The organism is Kribbella ginsengisoli, assembly GCF_039537185.1.
In the GTDB taxonomy this organism is placed as follows: Bacteria; Actinomycetota; Actinomycetes; order Propionibacteriales; family Kribbellaceae; genus Kribbella; species Kribbella koreensis.
The window spans coordinates 303,118-320,089 of the sequence record NZ_BAABAA010000003.1; the positions used below are offsets into that span (position 1 = coordinate 303,118).

Consider the following 16,972-nt stretch of genomic DNA (forward strand, 5'->3'; position numbering starts at 1 on the left):
CGGCTCAGCGTGCAACAAATGCGCTGAGCCGGTGTCTCTTTACTGTGAGCGACATGATGCTTGGCGGGGGACGCGCGTCGGAGGCGCCGCCGGGGCCCTCGCAGGACCGGGAGGCTGCGATCACCCGGCTCTACCGGGAGCAGTGGGCCGGGATGGTGCGGCTCTCGCTGCTGATGCTCGGGGACCGGCCCTCGGCCGAGGACGCCGTACAGGAGTCCTTCGCGGCGATGTACCGGCGCTGGGACAGCATCAAGGACGGCACCCGGGTCGAGGCCTACCTGCGCTCCGCGGTGCTGAACACCAGCCGATCCGTACTCCGGCGCCGCAAGCTCGCGCTGCTGCACCGGGGGCAGCCCGAACCGGCGGTTTGGTCCGCCGAGAGCGCGGCAATGATCGGCGAGGACCGCCGGGAGGTGCTCGCGGCACTCGCGACGCTGCCCGCCCGGCGGCGCGAAGTACTGGTGATGCGGTTCTATCTGCATCTGTCCGACGCGGACATCGCCCAGACCCTCGGCATCAGCGAGGTCTCCGTGCGATCGACCGCGTCCCGCGCCTTGAAGAGTCTGGGCCACAAGCTGAAGGAGGACCGATGACCAAGCATCTAGAAGAACGGTTGTCGGAAGCCCTCGACGCCGCCGCCCGGACGGTGCCGGACAACGCAGCACCGCCGGAGCTGTTCCCTGGCGAGGAGCCGTCGTCCGAGCGGCGATGGGTACCAGTGCTGGTGGGTGGGCTGGCGATGGCCGCGGTGATCGCGGCGGTGGTTGTGCCGCTGGCGATCTCGCGTGAGCACTCGGCGCCTGCTGGGATCCTGTGCCCTGCCGCGCCCGCTGTTGAGGCACTCAAGCTCCCGCAGCAGCAGTACAGCGGCTCGGACTATCCGGATCTGGACAAGCTGCCGTTCGGGCCGCCGCCGTCGGTGCCGTTCACCATGGCTCGCGATATCGATCGTCATGGCGGCTATCTCGAGGACCGGGGTGTCCGCGTGCCGCTGCCGGACGGGCAGGAGCTGTTCAGCATCGGGCGGATCGACTGCGGGTGGGTGGCTTATCGGCAGTCGGGTCGGAGCGGTGACGCGGCTGAGGTCGGCGTACTCGGTACTGACGGGAAGTACCGGTCATTCGGGCCGGTGACCGGGGATGGCGCCTCGTTGTCGCGGGACGGCAGTGAGCTGGCGTACGTCGCGCCCACCGGCAAGGGGACGGCGTCGGTCGTCACCGTCTCGGTTGCCAGCGGCAAGCGGCTGGCGGCTACTCCTGCGACCAGCAACGCGGAGGTCGTCGGCTGGAACAGTGACGGGGTCTGGTTCATGCGCGACCGGGACAAGTCGGTGACCCAGGTGTGGGAGCCGGGCGGTGGCGGGAAGCCGGTCACGGTGGACACGGACGGGCGCCTGCTCACGGCGTACCGGGGAACCGACCGGATGCTGCTCAGTGACCAGGCCCAGGCGGCCGACAGCACCACCACTGCGGATCTGTGCGTGCGGGTAGCCACCCTCGGGCCTGCGAACAAGCTGATCACGACACTGCAGGTGTGCGGCGGCGCCGGAGCGACCCTGTCCCCCGACGGCCAGGTACTGGTGGCTGACCAGGGAGGCGACGTCCAGGCCTATCTGGTCGACGGCGGCTCGAAGACCAGCTTCCACGCCACCTCGATGCTCGTCACCGCGGACCATGAGGCGGTCTGGGAGGACTCGACCCACCTGCTGAACTCGGCCGGGCTGGGCACGGACCGCCAGATGACACTGCGCTGTGACGTGATCAGCGGGGCATGCGAGAGAATCCAGGACGGGCCGCAGACGGGTGTACCGGCCGGTCCCGAGCTCGGCTATCCCTAGGCGCTGGAGGATTCGACGTGGCGGATGTCAGTGAGTCGATCGAGGTCGCTGCGTCGCCGCTGGAGGTCTATGCGCAGGTGAGCGAGCTGTCGCGGATGGCGGAGTGGAGCCCGGAGTGCACCGGGGTTCGGTGGAGTACAGGCGGGGTGCCGGGCGTGGGGTCGCGGTTCATCGGGCTGAATCGGTCCGGGATGGTCCGGTGGTTCACGCAGGGCGAGGTGCTCGAGGCGGTGCCGGGTGAGCGGTTCTCGTTCCGGATTGCTTTTGGGGCCGTGCCGATCGCGCTGTGGACGTATGAGTTCGCCGCTACTGGCTCCGGGTGCACGGTGACCGAGTCGTGGACCGATCGGCGGCCGGCGGCGATGCGGGCTGTTTTCGGGCGGATGTTCGGGGATCGGGTCAGGATCAACCGGTACGGGATCCACAAGACGCTGGGTAATCTGAAGGCGAGCCTGGAGTCCGTGTCCTGAGGTCCGGAGCTCGAGGCTGTGCCGGTGATCACTCGGTTTGGTGCTGACGGCGGCTTGTTGGTAATCTGTTCATTCGCGCGTGTGCGTTGGTACTCACCCGTGCACGGCACCAAACTTTTCCTGTACTGATCCCAAACACTGATCGAGGCTCTGCATCCGTGGCGAACATCAAGTCCCAGATCAAGCGCAACCGCCAGAACGAGGCGGCGCGGCTTCGCAACAAGTCGGTGAAGTCGACCCTGAAGACGGCTGTTCGCCGCTTCCGTGAGGCTGCTGACACCGGCGACACCGCGAAGGCGCAGGAGCAGGCCCGCGTTGCCGCCCGCCTGCTCGACAAGGCAGCCAGCAAGGGCGTCATCCACGCCAACCAGGCTGCCAACCGGAAGTCGTCCATCTTCAAGAAGGCCGCTTCCCTCTGATTCACGCCTGACGATCGGCCTCCCCTCCACTGTGGAGCGAGGCCGGTCGTTTTTGCGTGCCCGGATTCGTGCGGGATCAGGCAGGCTGGCGGCGGCCGTGGGCGCGGCTGACCGTGATGACCATCCGCTCCAGCGCGTAGCCGGCATCGCCTGACGCGCCTTTGACGTCCGCGTCGGCCTGGGCGACCGCCTTGATCGCCGCCGCCAGACCGCCCGCGGTCCAGCCACGCGCTTGCTGCTTCAGTGTCTTCAGCTTCCACGGCGGTACGCCGACCTCGCGTGCCAGATCCGCCTCGCGCAGACCACTCGGCGCACTCGTGTACTTCGCGAGTCCACGCAGCCCACCGGCCATCGCGCTCGTCACCAGCACGGCGGCGACGCCACAGTCCAGGGCCCAGCGCAACTGCTCGAGGGCCGGCTCGGTCCGGCCGGCGATCGCCGCGTCCGCGACGGCGAAACTCGTGACCTCGGCGCGACCACCGAAGTACTGGCTGATGAGCTCGGTGCTCACCGCCTGACCGTCCGAGTCCGACACGAGCTGGGAACAGGCTCCCGCCAGCGCCCGCAAGTCATGCCCGACCGCATCGACCAACGCAGTCGCCGCGCGCTCGTCGATGCTCCCGCCTAGCAGCCGGATCTCGCCCAGGACAAACTGCGGCAGCTCCCAGGTCTTCGGCGCGGTCGCGACGACCTCGTTGACCGAGGCCTTCCGCAACTTGTCGAGGACGCCTTTGCCCTTCTGGCCACCTGAGTGGACCAGCACGACAAGCACGTCCTCGGATGGCGCGCCCGCGTACTCGAGCAGGTGCGGGACCATCTCGGCGGGGAGGTTCTCCAACGTCCGGAGCACCATCACCCGCTCGGCGGCGAACAACGACGGGCCGGTCAGCTCGGCGAACACCCCGACATCGAGCTCCGCACCGCCAAGCTCGGTGACCTCGATCTCCGCCCCGCCCTTGGACACGGCAGCGATCGCAGACCGAACAGCCCGGTCGGCGAGGAACGCCTCCGGACCGGTAACGAGCAGGACATCCCCAAGCTTGGGCGCGGAACTTCGTCGAGCAGCCATAACCCCGCAAGCATCCCACGCCCCACCGACAACCGTGGCCTCATGGGGTGGTTCGGCTTGTGGTGATTGCTAGTTGGTGGTCGGGGGCCAGCACCGCGATCGAGCCGGAGGTGTCGGTGCGGGCGATCTTCATGCCTTGGTGGGTCAGGAGGTCGAGGGTTCGGGGTGCGGGGTGGCCGTAGTCGTTGTTGAGGCCGGCGGAGATGATCGCGAGTCTGGCCCTGGTGGCGGCGATGAAGGTGGGGTCCTGTTGGCCGGAGCCGTGGTGCGGGACCTTCAGGACGTCGGCTCGAAGGTCGGCGCCGGTGGCGAGGACGGCGCGTTGGGATTCGGGTTCGAGGTCGCCGGTGAGCAGGAGGCGGAGGCCGGCTACCTCGGTCATCAGGGCGATACTGGCGTTGTTCTCGGGTGAGCCTTCGTCGGTTGAGGTCTTGGATGACTTGCCGGTGAGTGCTGGGACTCGGGCCGGCCAGAGTGAGGTCCAGCTGACTGGACCGACTGTGCGTTTCTCTTGGTAGGTGACCGTCCGGACGGGGATTCCGTGCTGAGCGGCCAGCTGGAGAACGCGCTTGTACTCGGCGGGTGGGGAGAAGAACGGCGTCACCTCGATCTCGCCGACTGTCCTCCCTCGCAGCACACCAGCCAGTCCGCCTGCATGGTCTGCGTGGAAGTGAGTGAGTACGACGACGGGCACGTACTTCACGTCGAGCTGTCTCAGGCAGCGGTCGATGGCCGTCGGGTCGGGGCCGGTGTCGACGACTACTGCGGTGCTGCGGCCCGCGTGCAGCACGAGTCCGTCGCCCTGGCCGACATCGCAGGCGACCATGAGCCAGCCCGCTGGTGGCCAGCCCAAGGAGCGGATCGGGCGCAGGATGACTACGGCGAGCAGGACGAGGGCGAGCAGCATTGCGATCGGGCGGGCGAGTATCCGGTGCAGGCCGATCACCAGGGCGAGGCAGAGCGCAGTCAGCACGGCGATGCCGATGACCGTCGCTGGCCAACTGCTCGAAGCGCCGGGCAGGTCGGCGCCCTTCTGCGCGACGAGAATGATCCATCGGGCCGGCCAGCCCGCTAGCCAACCGAGTAGGCGGGCCAGATCGGCGCTCAGTAGGGCGACTCCGGCGGTGCCGAAGCCGAGGATCGTTGCGGGGCCGACTGCGGGTCCGGCTAGCAGGTTGGCTGCGACGGCGACCATTGATACCTGGCCTGAGAGCCATGCGACTACCGGCGTACAGGCTAGTTGGGCGGCTAGTGGGCAGGCGACTGCCTCGGCGAAGCGCACGGGCATCCAGTGGGCGAGTGCGTTGCGCCAGGTTGGGCCGAGGAGGACGATGCCTGCGGTCGCCAGTACGGACAGGGCGAATCCGGCGGATCTGGCGAGCGAGGTGTCGATCAGGAGCAAGGCGATGACTGCCACCGAGAGGCTCCTCGCCGCACGCCGGGTGCCGCCGCTTCCCGCCATCGCGGCCAGGGCGACGAGGCCCATCACTGCTGCTCTGAGGACGCTGGGTTGTGGTCGGGCGAGTACGACGAAGACCACGACCATGGCGAGCCCGACGACGGTCAGGCCGCGCGCCCGTACGCCGAGCAGTCGGGCGACTGGGAGCACAAACGCCAACAGGAGCGTGAGATTGGTACCGGAGACTGCTGACAAATGCGTCAGGCCAGTCGTTTTGAAATCGTCGGCCAGCTCGGGTGGCAGAGCTGACTCGTCACCCATGACCAGTGCTGGTACGAGGCCGCGCACTGCCTCTGGTTCGCCGGCGACTGCTTGCCTCAGCCCGGCCCGTACTCGCTCGGCTGCCTTCAACCACCAGGCGGGTTCGTCAAGCACTCGCGGCGCGACCCGTGACGACAACATCGCCGCCACCTCACCGCCTTTGTCGACCGACCCGAGCCGCCCGGTCGCCTCGACATGCTGCCCGAACATCACCGCCTTCCATTGCACGGAGCCGATCACCAGCACCGGCGTACGAACTCGCGTCGCCGCTCCCCTGCCGCTCACCTCCTCCACCGTTGCCCGAACCACCACATACGGCGGCCGCCTGCTCCCCGGCGTACTCCTCACTGCCGGGTCGCCCACCACCTTCAGCCGAACCTTCACCGCGGCCCCCGACTGCGCCAAGTCCATCACCGGCCCTGCCTGCAACCGCTCCACCTGCAGGCCCGCCGCTAGCGCCATCCCCACCACAACCACGCCCACCCCAGCTGCGGTTGTCACTAGCTGCCACAACCGCCCACTGCCCGATCGCGGTCCCGCCCACCTTCGCGATCGCGCCCACAGAAGGCCGCCCGCAACTACAAGCGCAGTAACCACTGCTGCTCCCGCAGCCGCCCAGTAGGCGGTTGAAGCACTCGCCCCCAGCAAGACCACAGCCGTCAACCAACCGACGCCCGCCGGAACAAGCAGCCGCAAATCAACACCAGGCTCCTCCACCTCCTCACCCTCGGAGTCAGCCACGGGCGCGGGCTCGGGCACGGATGTGGCCCCGGGCTTGAGCGTGAGGTCGGGGGCGGGCGTCGGCGTCGGCGTCGGGTCAGGGGTGGGCTCGGGTGTGGGGGTGGGGTCAGGTTCGGACATGGGGTTTTAGGGATTCGAATTTCTTGGGGCCTACTCCTGGGATCTCCTGGAGTTCGTCGGTGGTGGTGAAGCGGCCGTGTTCGGTGCGCCAGTCGAGGATGCGTTGGGCTAGGACGGGGCCTACTCCGGGGAGGGAGTCGAGTTGGGCGAGGGTTGCTGTGTTGAGGTCGACTGGGGTGGTGGAGGTTGCCGGAGTACCGGCCGGGTGGGTCGGATTGGGAGTGCCGGTAGAGGCGGTGGCAGGGGCGCCGACGACGATCTGTTCGCCGTCGGTGACTTGGCGGGCGAGGTTGAGGGTTGTCAGGTCTACTCCGGGCAGGGCTCCGCCCGCGGCGGCTAGTACGTCGGCGACGCGTGAGCCGGCCCGGGCGTGGACCAGCCCGGGGCGGCGTACTTTGCCTGCGACGTCGACCACGACTGTGACGGGCGACTTCGGCGTAGTCGACGGCTGGTGGGCCGAAGACGGGGTTGCGACCGGCGTACCGGAGGTGAAGCTGCCCGGTGGGTTGGGGATCGGCTCAGGGTTGGTGCGGAACAGTGCGTAGCCCGCCCATAGCAGGCCGGCGAGCAGGATCAGGGCGAGGACGACGACGTGGCGGGGCGAGAGGGTCCATAGCGGTCCTTTCAGGCGGTCGGGCAGTGGTACCGGCGGGGTCCAACCGCCTCTGATCTCGTCGGGGTCGAGTCCTCCCCGCGGGGCCAGTGCTCCGGAGTCGGGTCCTCTACGCGAGGCGGAAGTATCGGGGTTGGGGGCGCTGCGGGAGGCCTGCGCTCCGTCGTGGTCGTTGGTTGTGGCGGCGGCTTCTGCGGTGTGGCGCTGGTGGACGTTGCTGTGGAGGCGGGAGAGGGGTTGCCGGCGGGGCTCCGGGTCTTGCTGTGGGGGTTGGCGGGAGAGCTTCACATCAGGGAAAGTACGAGCCTTTCCGGCATCCGGCGGAGGGACTTCTCAGGCTGGGGACAACCACCTCAGTCGCCGTCGTCGACTCGGTGGGTTCCCAGGTGATCGACGCGGAAGACGAATCCGTTGCGGGTGGTCCACTCCACGGTGCGTTCGTCGAGGCGCCGGGACGTCCAGCCGCCATGGGTCTTCACCCGGTGGCTGAATCGCCGCAGGGGTACGAGGTTCGCCGTACTGGTCTGCCCCGGCGGCCCGTGCGGATCGAAGGGTTCGATGTGGTCGAGATCGATGCTTTCGGTGGTCATGGCCGTCCCGTACGGGAACTGTTCGACCGGGTAGGTCAGCTTCACCCGCTCGCGGATCCGGCGAGGGATCTCGTAGGCGTCGACGCTGACACCGACGCTGAGATCGATCACCGGCTGGATGACCACCTGGTCGTGACCGAGGAGCTCGTGCAGCCGGTCGACGAAAACTGGGCCATAGCCCTCGACGCGCGCGACGCCCTGCCCGGCGAGGAGAACCTCGTCGGTGATGTGGGCGTAGAGGACCGTCTGTCTGGGTCTGCGCCCGGTGTAGGCGGTCTGCCGGATGGCCTCGAGTTTCTTGGCCAGCTCTCGGCGCGCTGCCCAGTCCATACCGCGATCGGACTCCGGCGCCTCGTCCGCCTGGCTTGAGGACCAGGGCTCATCGATTGGATCCGAAGAGTCGGGAAGGTAGTCGTCGTACGCAGGATCACTGGGATGCGGAGTGTCTTCCGCGTAGGCGCCGTCGTGAGGGTGGTCGGTGGCGAACCTGTTCAGATCGTCGGCCCGCTGGCCAGAGTCGATGTCCCACTCGACATCGAGATCCCCGGGCTCGACGGGGTCGACGGGGTCGACGGGGTCGAGGCTGCCGGATACATCGTCAGTCGCGCTGCCCGAGGCACCGGCGGTCGCGCTGCGCTCTGTACCGGCGATCGGGCCGGCCGCTGCGTCAGCCGGTGGATCGTTGTCGGTACGGCTGGCCATCCCTGATGCAGTGAGGTGGTGGGCGACCTGGAGGAGCTGGTCAGCCTGCGCCGGGTCGGCGAGTATGCCGAACGCTCTCGCGCGGCGCTGCTGCACGGAATCGGTGTCGCCGAGCGCAGCAAGCGCTTCGGCGCACTGGTCGATGGTGGCTTTGAACCGGATCACGTCACCCGAGCTGGCACGTACGAACAACATCGTCGTGCCGTACTCATCGGATCGCCCGGCCCACACTCCTCGCTTCCGGGCCCTCTCCTCCGCCCGAGCCTTGGCCGCCTCCGGGTCGGCCTGCCACATCGCTGCCTTGACGATGTTCGCCAACCGCAGCGGAGTGACCGTGTCGACGATGGCGGCAACTCTCGCGTCGACGATCGCGGCGCCTTCCTCCGACAGTTCCATGCAGGCGCTGGCGACCTTGCGGGCTTTCCAGGCCGTCGCGTGTCCAGACAGCACCTGCGCCCAGGTCAGCGGCAACCGGTGCCGCAGCGCCAGCGCCTGACCAATGAAGGTCGCCGCGGCGCCCGTAGACCGAGCGGTCACGGCACCGAACTCCGCCGGGGCGAACTCGGCGACCGCCGGACACCCCACGCCGCCGTACACGACGCCGCGCTCGCCACCAGGCATCGCGACCTGTCCGGAGAGCGTCGCGGGGTCAGGATGCAGGTCCGCGAAATGCAGAGCTAGACGCAGCTCGGCGAGGTCGGCCTGGCCCTGCAGATCATGGACCTCCGCCAGCGCGGCGAGAGTCTCGCGGGCGCCGTAGTCATCCAGATCCTGTGGGAACATGTGTTCGATAATACGCTGTGTAACGCATCGCACGCAAACGCAGTACCCGATTTCTCGTTATCCACAAGGGCAATCAGCGAGCCGCCGAGCTGAACCAGAAGTGATAGAACACGTTGCGTGGTCGCGGTCCCTGCAGGGCTCAGGACGTGATGAGGGTGAGCTCATTGCCTTCTGGGTCGGCGGCGGTGCGGGTGCCTGGACGGTCGGCAGGCAGGATCGTCCCGCAGGCGGCGACGGCCGTGGCGAGGCGAGACTCCACAAGATCGGCTGGTACGAGGAGTTCGAAGTGGGTGCGGTTGCGCTGACGGCGGCGTTCCGATTCCGCGGCGTCCATCTCCTGGAGGATGAAGGTCGGGTTGAGCCGGCGTGGGTCGTACAGGTCATAGCCGCGAGGAGTTTCCTGATAGCCGAGCACGGTCGTCCAGAAGTCCTTTACCGCGGCCACGTCCACGGCATCGATGCCGAACTGTACGAAGCGCAGGCGCGCCGGATCCGCCGACAGCCCAAGCTCCCGCGCCGCCGATTGGATTCGAGCCGCTAGCGTCACGAACCCGGCGGTGTCTTCCTCCCACTGATCCTTCCCGCTGTCGATCGTGACCCCGTCCGGGCGCAGATCCACTAGCAAAGGCCGCCCCGCCTCGTCAGTGAGAGCCGCGACGGCTGTGGCGAGGCGGCCGGCCTGCGCGGGAGAAGTCGTCGGGTAGAAGGTCATCGCGCCGAACAGCACGCGCCAATCAGCCGTCCCCACCTCATCAGTCCGCGCCCTCGCGTCCGAGATCTCGGTCGGGAGTTCACCGCCCGGTACGAGGTCGATCTCGTTCCCATCCGGGTCGGCGAGCGCGACTCCCCACGGGCCGAACGGCTCCTGCCCCACAGCCGCCCTGAATGCCTCCACAGCTTCCGACGGCCGGCTCACATCGACGTGAATCCGATTGCGCAACGGCCGCGGCTCATCCAGCCGGTAGAACGAGATCGCCGGATCCCGCCGCAACGGATCCTCGAAGCGAAGATCCCCGACCGGCTCATAAGCGAACGCAGTACTCCAGAACGACGCCACCGAAGCCAACTCACCCGACGAAACCGCCACCCGCAAGACTTGCAACCCCGCCGGATCCGCAACCATCCCAAGCTCCTGCGCCGCCGCCGAGATCCCACCAGCCAGCGTCATCTCCGCCTGACCCGGTTCACCTCCCGGTACGCCGATGCGCACCCGAACCCCACCAGCCCGCAGGTCAAAGTCGGGAAACTCCCGCCCGCCCACCAACTCCACAACGCGCGCAACCAACGCCGCCCCCACCCCCAACGACGGCGACCGCGACGGCGACGGCGACGGCGACGGCGCATCGAACCAGGCGCTCAAACCGCCATCAAAAGCCCGCCACCCATCAACACCATCCAGCTCAGCCATGCCTCAGCGTATGACCGTCCGCGGACGATCCCCGTCCGGAATAACCCCCGAGCGCTCACACCGGCGAGCGCCCCCTCCCGATCTGCGCAGCGGCCGTGCCGCACCAAACCACTCCGACGGCAACGCGGCAGCGGTGCGGCAGAAGCAGCGGTGGGAGCGGTACGCGCAGCGGTCCGGGGGGCGGTCGGGGCAGCGGCGCGGCAGCAGCGGGTGGGGGCCGCCGTGGGCGCAGCGGTCCGGTTCGGGCGGTCGGGGCAGCGGCGCGGCAGCAGCGGCGCCAGCAGCGACGAGGGGGCAGCGGTCCGGTCGGGGCAGCGGCGCGGCAGCAGCGGTGGGGGCCGCCGTGGGCGCAGCGGTCCGGTTCGGGGCGGTCGGGGCAGCGGCGCGGCAGCAGCGGTGGGGGCCGCCGTGGGCGCAGCGGTCCGGTTCGGGGCGGTCGGGGCAGCGGCGCGGCAGCAGCGGCAGCAGCGGTGGGGGCCGCCGTGGGCGCAGCGGTCCGGTTCGGGGCGGTCGGGGCAGCGGCGCGGCAGCAGCGGCGCCAGCAGCGATGAGGGGGCAGCGGTCCGGTGGGGGCAGCGGTGCGGCAGCGGCAGCGGGGGCGGTGTCAGCGGGGGCGTGACGACGAGCGACGCTCTCCCGCCCCGCGTGAGGGGCGGCGCAGCGAGCCGTGCCGATTGCGGGAGCTTGGGGCGGAAGTGCGGGGAAGCCGGCGGGAGTCAGCGTGGAGGTGAAGCAGGGTGCGTCTGGCGGTGCGACATGTGGCCCGGCCGACGTGTGCCCGCCAGACGCGCACCAGTCAGTGGGTAGGGGGTCAATGGGCAGCAGTCAGCAGTCAGCAGTCAGCAGTCAGCGGGGGGCTATTACGACGGCGAGCATGCCGGGCCCCACGTGGGCGCCGATTACTGCTCCGACCTCGCGCAGCACGATCTCATCCGCTTGCGGAAGGCGCTCCGCAAGGCCATCCGCCAACGTATGGGCCTTGTCCAGGTTGGCGAGGTGATGGACCGCGACCTGCACCGGCCCGTCGCCGGCCCGTTGGACCGCGATGTCAGCCAGTCGAGCGATCGCGCGACTCGAAGTACGGACCTTCTCCAGCGGTACGATCCGCCCGCCGCTGATGGTCAGCAGCGGCTTGACCGCGAGCGCAGTACCGAGCAGCGCCTGCGCCGCCCCGATCCGCCCGCCGCGGCGCAGGTACTCGAGCGTGTCGACATAGAAGTACGACGAAACAGCCGCCATCCGCTCCCGAGCAGCCGCCTCGACCCCCGCCTGATCAGCGCCGTCGGCAGCAGCCAAAGCAGCGGCAAGCACCGGGAACCCCAACCCCATCCCCAGCGACCGCGAATCGACCACCCGCACCGGGATCGGCGACTCCTTGGCCCCGATCATCGCCGCTTCGAACGTCCCCGACATGTCGCCCGACAGGTGGATCGACACGATCGACTCGGCACCGGCCGCGGCACATTCGGCGTACGTGTCCGCGAACGACTGCGGAGCCGGCCGGCTGGTCGACACCGGCGTGAACGTCTTGAGCGCCTCGGCGACCGCGTCCGAGCTGGTCGCGCCGTCGTCGTACGCCGTCCCGCCGATCACCACCTGCAGCGGTACGACGGTCAGCGGGAGCCGGAGCACCTCGTGCGCCGACAGACCCGCAGTGGAGTCGGTGACGACGTGGACGTGGGCTGACATGCAGCGAGGTTACCGGACAGTTTTCGTCGGCGCCTGGTGTCAGACTCGGTCAATGAAGGAGACGAGCGAGGAAGTCGCCGAACTGCAACGGCTGCTCGAGGCGGCCTACGGACGCTCCACGGAGCATCTGCGCGAGATCATCAACGACGAGCGCCGCCTGACTGCCGACGAGCTGGTCCAGCTCCTGCAAGGCATGTGCGTGCTCAACCTGGCCACCGTGACGGCGAAGGGCGAGCCGAGGATCAGCGCCGTCGACGGGCACTTCCTGCACGCTCGGTGGGTGTTCACGACGTCGGCCCAGGCGGCCAAGGCGCGTCAAATGAGAGCCAGACCGGCCGCAAGCATCTCGTACGTCGATGGCGAACGACTCGGCGTCTTCAGCCACGGCCAGGTCGAGTTCCTCACCACCGACCACCCCGACTTCGCCGAGATCGAGGCGCACCTGGTGGCCCACTACGGCAGCTCACCCTCGACCTGGGCCGACGAGATCGCCTACTGCCGTCTCCAACCCCACTGGATGGTCGGCTACGCCTTCGACAAAGCGGCAGTGCTCGGCAAATAACACCAGCGGGTTGGCCGTTGCACCGGCCAACCCGCCTGGGTGTGACGCCGAGCGTCACGAGCCCAGTCGGCTGGTGGTGGCCGGCTGGGTGCTTCTGGACGCCGTGGCGAGGTGGAGGGACCATCCCCTGTGTGGTCCTCCACCTCGCGGTTGAGCTGACTCCCCCTCGGTGTCAGCTCACTTGGCGTGGTACCGGCAGCGCGGTGAGCCGTCCCCTGTGCGTCTCACCGCAATCCCCCCGGGGAGCCCCAGCGGTCGACCCACCCGCAGGTGACCAAACCCGCCGGCTTCCCCGTGTCGACCGGACCGGCACTCGTCCCCTGTGTCGTGTGCCTGGTCACTGCTGGGACCCCGCCCCGGGTCACGTGCCCTGACGGTGCACGGCCCCCGGTGTGAGGTAGGACAGCTCCACACGAGCCAGCACTCCGGAGATCTCGGCAGTTGTTCGGCGCCCCCACCGTCCGACTGCCGGATGTCCTCCGCGTCGCCTGCTCCGGGTCCGAAGAGCTGCCCGGCAGTCCGGCGAGCCATGATTGCCTCTTCATGGTCATCGCCTCCCTCCCGTATCGCTCGAATCCCGGTCTCGGAACTCTGTCTCGTGGAACCTGTCCTACGGCTGTAATTCTGGTTCCGGCGAGCATGTCCGGACGAGGCAGAAATACCGGCAGTTCCCCGGCAGCTTCCGCCGATCGGCGTCACGAAACACGCCGATGCTCGTCAGGCGCCAGCGCACAGCAAGAGCCAGCCGGTACTACGTACGCGGCTACCGCAGCGGTCGAGAGGGCGCAGCGAGGCAGGTTAGGAGAGCGCCGCGAGCAGATCGTCGGCCATATGGCGGGCAGCCTCGGCAGGGTCGGGCAATGGCCAGCCCTGCGCCACCGGAGCGCTCTCGCAGGACTCCTGGAGCACTGCCCACGCCGTAGGCAGCATCGGCGGGTCCATCGTCCGCTGCCAGGCCAGTAGCTGCCCACAGAGCGCATCAGCCTGCTCATGCTGCCCCAACCCATGCAGCACAGCCACAGCCTCGGGCATCACGTCCAGCAGGTACACAACCCGGCCTTCGAGCAGCAACCGGTTAACGGCGTCCCGGATGGACGACCTGGCCTGCTCCAGATCCCCCGTACGCCGGGCCAGCCGACTCCGGTAGAGCATCACCAGGTAGTCGAAGTACCCCCGGTGCCCCCGGATGTCAGCATCGGCCTCATCGATCAGCGCCTGCGCCAACTCGAACCGCCCGGCCTGGAACTCCACCATCGCCAGGCACCCGGCCACTTTGGTCCGCTCCGGGTCATCCGACGCCTGGCTGTCCCGCGCCAGCTCAGCCCACCGCCGGGCCTCCGCCAGGTTCCCCAGCTCCAGCTCGACCCGGCTCAAAGCCATGTACGCGATCTCATCCGGATACACCCCGGGATTGACCAGCGCAGCCTCCCAGGCGAGCAGCAGCTCCTTGGCCTCGGGTAGCCGCCCCCAGCGGGCCAGCGCCAGCCCACAGATCGCCTGTACCGTCGCAGAGCGCTGCACGTCCCCGTGCTTGATCGCGTCCTCCACCAGCGTCGGGATCTCCGCGAGGCTCACCGTGTCGAGGAGCAGCGACCCGGAGGACACCCACCCGCCACGAGCCATCAGGCCCATCTCCGAGGACGGCGAGATGAGGTTGCGCGCCTCCCCGTAGTACCGGCGGGCAGCGCGGACGTCACCGGTCAGGTTGGACAGCCGCCCCGCGATAGCGAGCAGCCGGCCGCTGACCTCCTTGTCCTGGACGTTCTCCGCGCAGACGCTCGCCCACTGGATCCCGCTCTCGGCCAGACTCGCCTGGTACTGCCACGCGATCCGGAAGCCGAGCACGATCGCAGCAGCCGTGTCCCAGTCCCCCAGCGCCGAGGCACGCTCCAGCGCCACCTCGAAGGTCGCCGAGTTCGCGTTGGCCGCCCGGTACCGCCGTTCGCGGTCCGGACTCGACCAGGCGCCGTCCAGCCCCTCGACGTACGTCGAGCACCACGTGACCGTCCGATCCTTGAACTCGACCAGGTCGGACCCCTGCGACGACAACCCCGCATAGGCATGCTCGCGGATCGTCTCGAGCATCTTGTACCGAGCGCCGTACAACGCCTCGAACTCGTGCACCGGCTGCAGCAGCGACTTGTCCACCAACTCGGCGAGCAGCATCGGCACGTCCAGCGCGTCGATCGGCTCCCCGGTACACACCCCCACCACAGCGTCCAAGGTGAACGGCGACCCCAGCATCGACGCGCGATACAGCAACTGCCGCGCGGGATCCGACAGCGCGTCGACGCTCCACGCGATCGTGTCCGCCAGCGTCCGCTGATGCGGTGCCCCGAACCGCCGCGGCCCAGAGAGCAACCGGAACCGATCGTCCAGCGCCGCCAGAATCGTCTCCACCGACAACGACCCGGCCCGCGCCGCCGCCAGCTCCAAAGCCAACGGCAACCCATCCAGCCGCTGGCAAAGCCGAGCCACCGTGGCCGCATTCTCAGCGGTCAGCGCGAAGTCGGGCCGCACCCGCGCCGCCCGCCGGCAGAACATCTCCACCGCCGGCGACGACGCGATCTCGTCCAGATCCTTGTCGTTGGCCGGTACGCCGAGCACCTGCACCCGGCGGACGACCTCGTCCGGCAACCCGAGCGGAATCCGCGAAGTCACCAGTACGCCGATCCCCGGGAAGCTCCGCACCATCCGGTTCGCCACGGTCGCGACCCCGTCGAGCACGTGCTCGGCGTTGTCCTCGACGATCACCAGGTCACCCGGCTTGCGCCCGGACAGCACGTCATCGAGATCCGAAGTCCCCGGCGCCGTCCCGAACGCGTCGAGAATCGCCGACGGTACGGCGGCATCGCGCTGCACCGTCGTCAGGTCGACGACCACCACGGCCGTGTCCACCGACGAGACCCGATCGGCAGCGGCCAGCGCGAGCTCCGTCTTGCCGACGCCGCCCGGCCCGACCAGCGTCACCAGCCGGTTCTGCCGCAGCAGCGTCTCGATCTCCGCCAGCTCGTCATCGCGCCCGACGAGACCATCCGGGATCGGCCGCGTACCTCGCCACCGCAACCCCGAAGGCGCCGCGTCAGCGACCGCGATGACCGGCCGTACCGTCGCATGCCCAGCCGCCGCCAAGAACTGCAGCGCGTCGCCGTCACGCAGCCCGAGACCCTCGGCCAGCAGGCGGACGGAATCCTTGCGAGGCCGGGCGACCCGGCCGGCTTCGAGCTCGCGGATGGTCCTCACGCTGAGCCCGGCCTTGTCGGCCAGCTCCTCCTGCGACAGTCCTGCCTGGACCCTCAGGTCAAGCAAGAGATCGGCAAAACCACGCCTTCCCTCAGCCCGGCCATCCGCGTCCGACAAAGCCCGTCACCCCATTCAGAGCCTCACAGTCCCCCCACAACATAGCGTGACAGGGGCGTCGGCGCCGTATGCACCCAGTGACCAGAGTGCGGACAAGCAGAAAAACGAAGGCGATGGGGCGGAGGGACGCGTCGAAGACAAGCGATTGATTGCCGCGTCAGGCGCTGACGCGCACTGAATCCGCTTCATTCACCGGTGTATACAAAGACAGCACCGAGGACCATTCCTCGATCCGCGCCCGGGTATCGGCACGGCCCGTTTCCGCATTCAGCAGACTGCCGTCGCAAATACTCCGGGTCGCGCGGACCAGGAGCTCGGTACCAACCACGAGCCAGTGCTCACGCAGGTTCTCCAGGGCCGCCATGCCGAGTATTCAAGCGGAGACGTGTTTCGCATACGTAACGCATTCGGCAACATCGCAATAAGTAACGAACAATCCGCGAGTCAATTGAAAAGACAGCTAACTCGGCAACCAGGAAAGCCGGACCTGGCGTTGGGGATTGTCCACATTGGTGTCGACCAGACAGATCGACTGCCAGGTGCCGAGCGCGAGCCGCCCGCCGATCACCGGGATCGACGCGTACGGCGGGATCAGCGCGGGCAGCACGTGATCGCGCCCGTGCCCCGGCGTACCGTGCCGGTGCTGCCAGCGGAAGTCGCGGGGCAGCAGCTCCTCCAGTACTGCGAGCAGATCCGTATCGCTCCCCGCACCGGTCTCGAGGATCGCGATCCCGGCAGTCGCGTGCGGGACGAACAGATGGAGCAGTCCGTCGCCCTGGGCCTGGTGGGCCTCAGCGGCGACGAACTGCTCACACCGGCTGGTCAGATCGAACACGACCTCGCGGCCGCCGGTTGAGATGTCGATCAGCTCTGAACGCATCCGTGCAGC

The 16,972-nt window shown here is 68.6% G+C and carries 14 protein-coding genes; 5 read left to right on the forward strand and 9 right to left on the reverse strand.

Features of this window, described 5'->3' with window-relative positions; all coding sequences use genetic code 11:
• Window positions 1–53 precede the first annotated feature (53 nt).
• From ABD768_RS15085 to rpsT, 4 genes are all read left to right on the forward strand, one after another.
• A complete protein-coding gene (locus tag ABD768_RS15085; RefSeq protein ID WP_343984173.1) occupies window positions 54–593 on the forward strand; it encodes a SigE family RNA polymerase sigma factor in 540 nt (179 codons plus the stop codon).
• On the forward strand, window positions 590–1,837 hold the full coding sequence (locus tag ABD768_RS15090) for a hypothetical protein (protein WP_344841086.1): 1,248 nt from the start codon (window positions 590–592) through the stop codon (window positions 1,835–1,837). The genes ABD768_RS15085 and ABD768_RS15090 overlap by 4 nt, the downstream gene beginning before the upstream one ends.
• A 17-nt stretch (window positions 1,838–1,854) precedes the next feature.
• The gene (locus ABD768_RS15095) at window positions 1,855–2,307 is read left to right on the forward strand and encodes an SRPBCC family protein (RefSeq protein WP_343984177.1); all 453 of its coding nucleotides are present in this window, start codon (window positions 1,855–1,857) and stop codon (window positions 2,305–2,307) included.
• 158 nt (window positions 2,308–2,465) lie between these two features.
• Window positions 2,466–2,726, forward strand: a complete 261-nt coding sequence (rpsT, locus tag ABD768_RS15100; RefSeq protein WP_328321396.1) for a 30S ribosomal protein S20 — start codon at window positions 2,466–2,468, stop codon at window positions 2,724–2,726.
• Window positions 2,727–2,802: 76 nt separating this feature from the next.
• Here the strand turns inward: rpsT and holA are convergent, their stop codons facing one another.
• From holA to ABD768_RS15130, 6 genes are all read right to left on the reverse strand, one after another.
• A complete protein-coding gene (holA, locus tag ABD768_RS15105; protein WP_343984180.1) occupies window positions 2,803–3,795 on the reverse strand; it encodes a DNA polymerase III subunit delta in 993 nt (330 codons plus the stop codon).
• A 40-nt stretch (window positions 3,796–3,835) separates the two neighbouring features.
• Entirely contained in the window at window positions 3,836–5,977 is a 2,142-nt protein-coding gene (locus ABD768_RS15110) for a ComEC/Rec2 family competence protein (protein ID WP_344841087.1), read from the reverse strand.
• A gap of 385 nt (window positions 5,978–6,362) precedes the next feature.
• Entirely contained in the window at window positions 6,363–7,277 is a 915-nt protein-coding gene (locus ABD768_RS15115; RefSeq protein ID WP_344841088.1) for a ComEA family DNA-binding protein, read from the reverse strand.
• A gap of 65 nt (window positions 7,278–7,342) precedes the next feature.
• Entirely contained in the window at window positions 7,343–9,064 is a 1,722-nt protein-coding gene (locus ABD768_RS15120; RefSeq protein ID WP_344841089.1) for an ICP22 family protein, read from the reverse strand.
• Window positions 9,065–9,203: 139 nt separating this feature from the next.
• Window positions 9,204–10,472 carry a VOC family protein gene (locus tag ABD768_RS15125; RefSeq protein WP_344841090.1) on the reverse strand — a complete coding sequence of 423 codons (1,269 nt, stop codon included), beginning with the start codon at window positions 10,470–10,472 and terminating at the stop codon, window positions 9,204–9,206.
• An 846-nt stretch (window positions 10,473–11,318) separates the two neighbouring features.
• Window positions 11,319–12,161, reverse strand: a complete 843-nt coding sequence (locus ABD768_RS15130) for a DegV family protein (protein WP_344841092.1) — start codon at window positions 12,159–12,161, stop codon at window positions 11,319–11,321.
• A gap of 52 nt (window positions 12,162–12,213) precedes the next feature.
• Here ABD768_RS15130 and ABD768_RS15135 point away from each other — a divergent pair, with 52 nt between their 5' ends.
• Window positions 12,214–12,723 carry a pyridoxamine 5'-phosphate oxidase family protein gene (locus tag ABD768_RS15135; protein WP_344841093.1) on the forward strand — a complete coding sequence of 170 codons (510 nt, stop codon included), beginning with the start codon at window positions 12,214–12,216 and terminating at the stop codon, window positions 12,721–12,723.
• 798 nt (window positions 12,724–13,521) lie between these two features.
• Here the strand turns inward: ABD768_RS15135 and ABD768_RS15140 are convergent.
• The 3 genes from ABD768_RS15140 to ABD768_RS15150 all read right to left on the reverse strand — a co-directional run bounded on the left by ABD768_RS15140 (window position 13,522) and on the right by ABD768_RS15150 (window position 16,963).
• A complete protein-coding gene (locus ABD768_RS15140; RefSeq protein WP_344841094.1) occupies window positions 13,522–16,032 on the reverse strand; it encodes an ATP-binding protein in 2,511 nt (836 codons plus the stop codon).
• Between the two features lie 208 nt (window positions 16,033–16,240).
• Window positions 16,241–16,447 carry a hypothetical protein gene (locus tag ABD768_RS15145; RefSeq protein WP_343971860.1) on the reverse strand — a complete coding sequence of 69 codons (207 nt, stop codon included), beginning with the start codon at window positions 16,445–16,447 and terminating at the stop codon, window positions 16,241–16,243.
• 96 nt (window positions 16,448–16,543) lie between these two features.
• Window positions 16,544–16,963 (reverse strand): YjbQ family protein, encoded by a 420-nt coding sequence (locus tag ABD768_RS15150; protein WP_343971858.1) that lies wholly within the window; start codon window positions 16,961–16,963, stop codon window positions 16,544–16,546.
• Between the last annotated feature and the right edge of the window lie 9 nt (window positions 16,964–16,972).

Bases quoted from the DNA above. Each gene is read 5' to 3' on its own strand.
- ABD768_RS15085 (WP_343984173.1), top strand. From the start codon at position 54: ATGATGCTTGGCGGGGGACGCGCGTCGGAGGCGCCGCCGGGGCCCTCG.
- ABD768_RS15090 (WP_344841086.1), top strand. From the start codon at position 590: ATGACCAAGCATCTAGAAGAACGGTTGTCGGAAGCCCTCGACGCCGCC.
- holA (WP_343984180.1), bottom strand. From the start codon at position 3,795: ATGGCTGCTCGACGAAGTTCCGCGCCCAAGCTTGGGGATGTCCTGCTC.
- ABD768_RS15110 (WP_344841087.1), bottom strand. From the start codon at position 5,977: ATGGCGCTAGCGGCGGGCCTGCAGGTGGAGCGGTTGCAGGCAGGGCCG.
- ABD768_RS15120 (WP_344841089.1), bottom strand. From the start codon at position 9,064: ATGTTCCCACAGGATCTGGATGACTACGGCGCCCGCGAGACTCTCGCC.
- ABD768_RS15125 (WP_344841090.1), bottom strand. From the start codon at position 10,472: ATGGCTGAGCTGGATGGTGTTGATGGGTGGCGGGCTTTTGATGGCGGT.
- ABD768_RS15130 (WP_344841092.1), bottom strand. From the start codon at position 12,161: ATGTCAGCCCACGTCCACGTCGTCACCGACTCCACTGCGGGTCTGTCG.
- ABD768_RS15135 (WP_344841093.1), top strand. From the start codon at position 12,214: ATGAAGGAGACGAGCGAGGAAGTCGCCGAACTGCAACGGCTGCTCGAG.
- ABD768_RS15145 (WP_343971860.1), bottom strand. From the start codon at position 16,447: ATGGCGGCCCTGGAGAACCTGCGTGAGCACTGGCTCGTGGTTGGTACC.
- ABD768_RS15150 (WP_343971858.1), bottom strand. From the start codon at position 16,963: ATGCGTTCAGAGCTGATCGACATCTCAACCGGCGGCCGCGAGGTCGTG.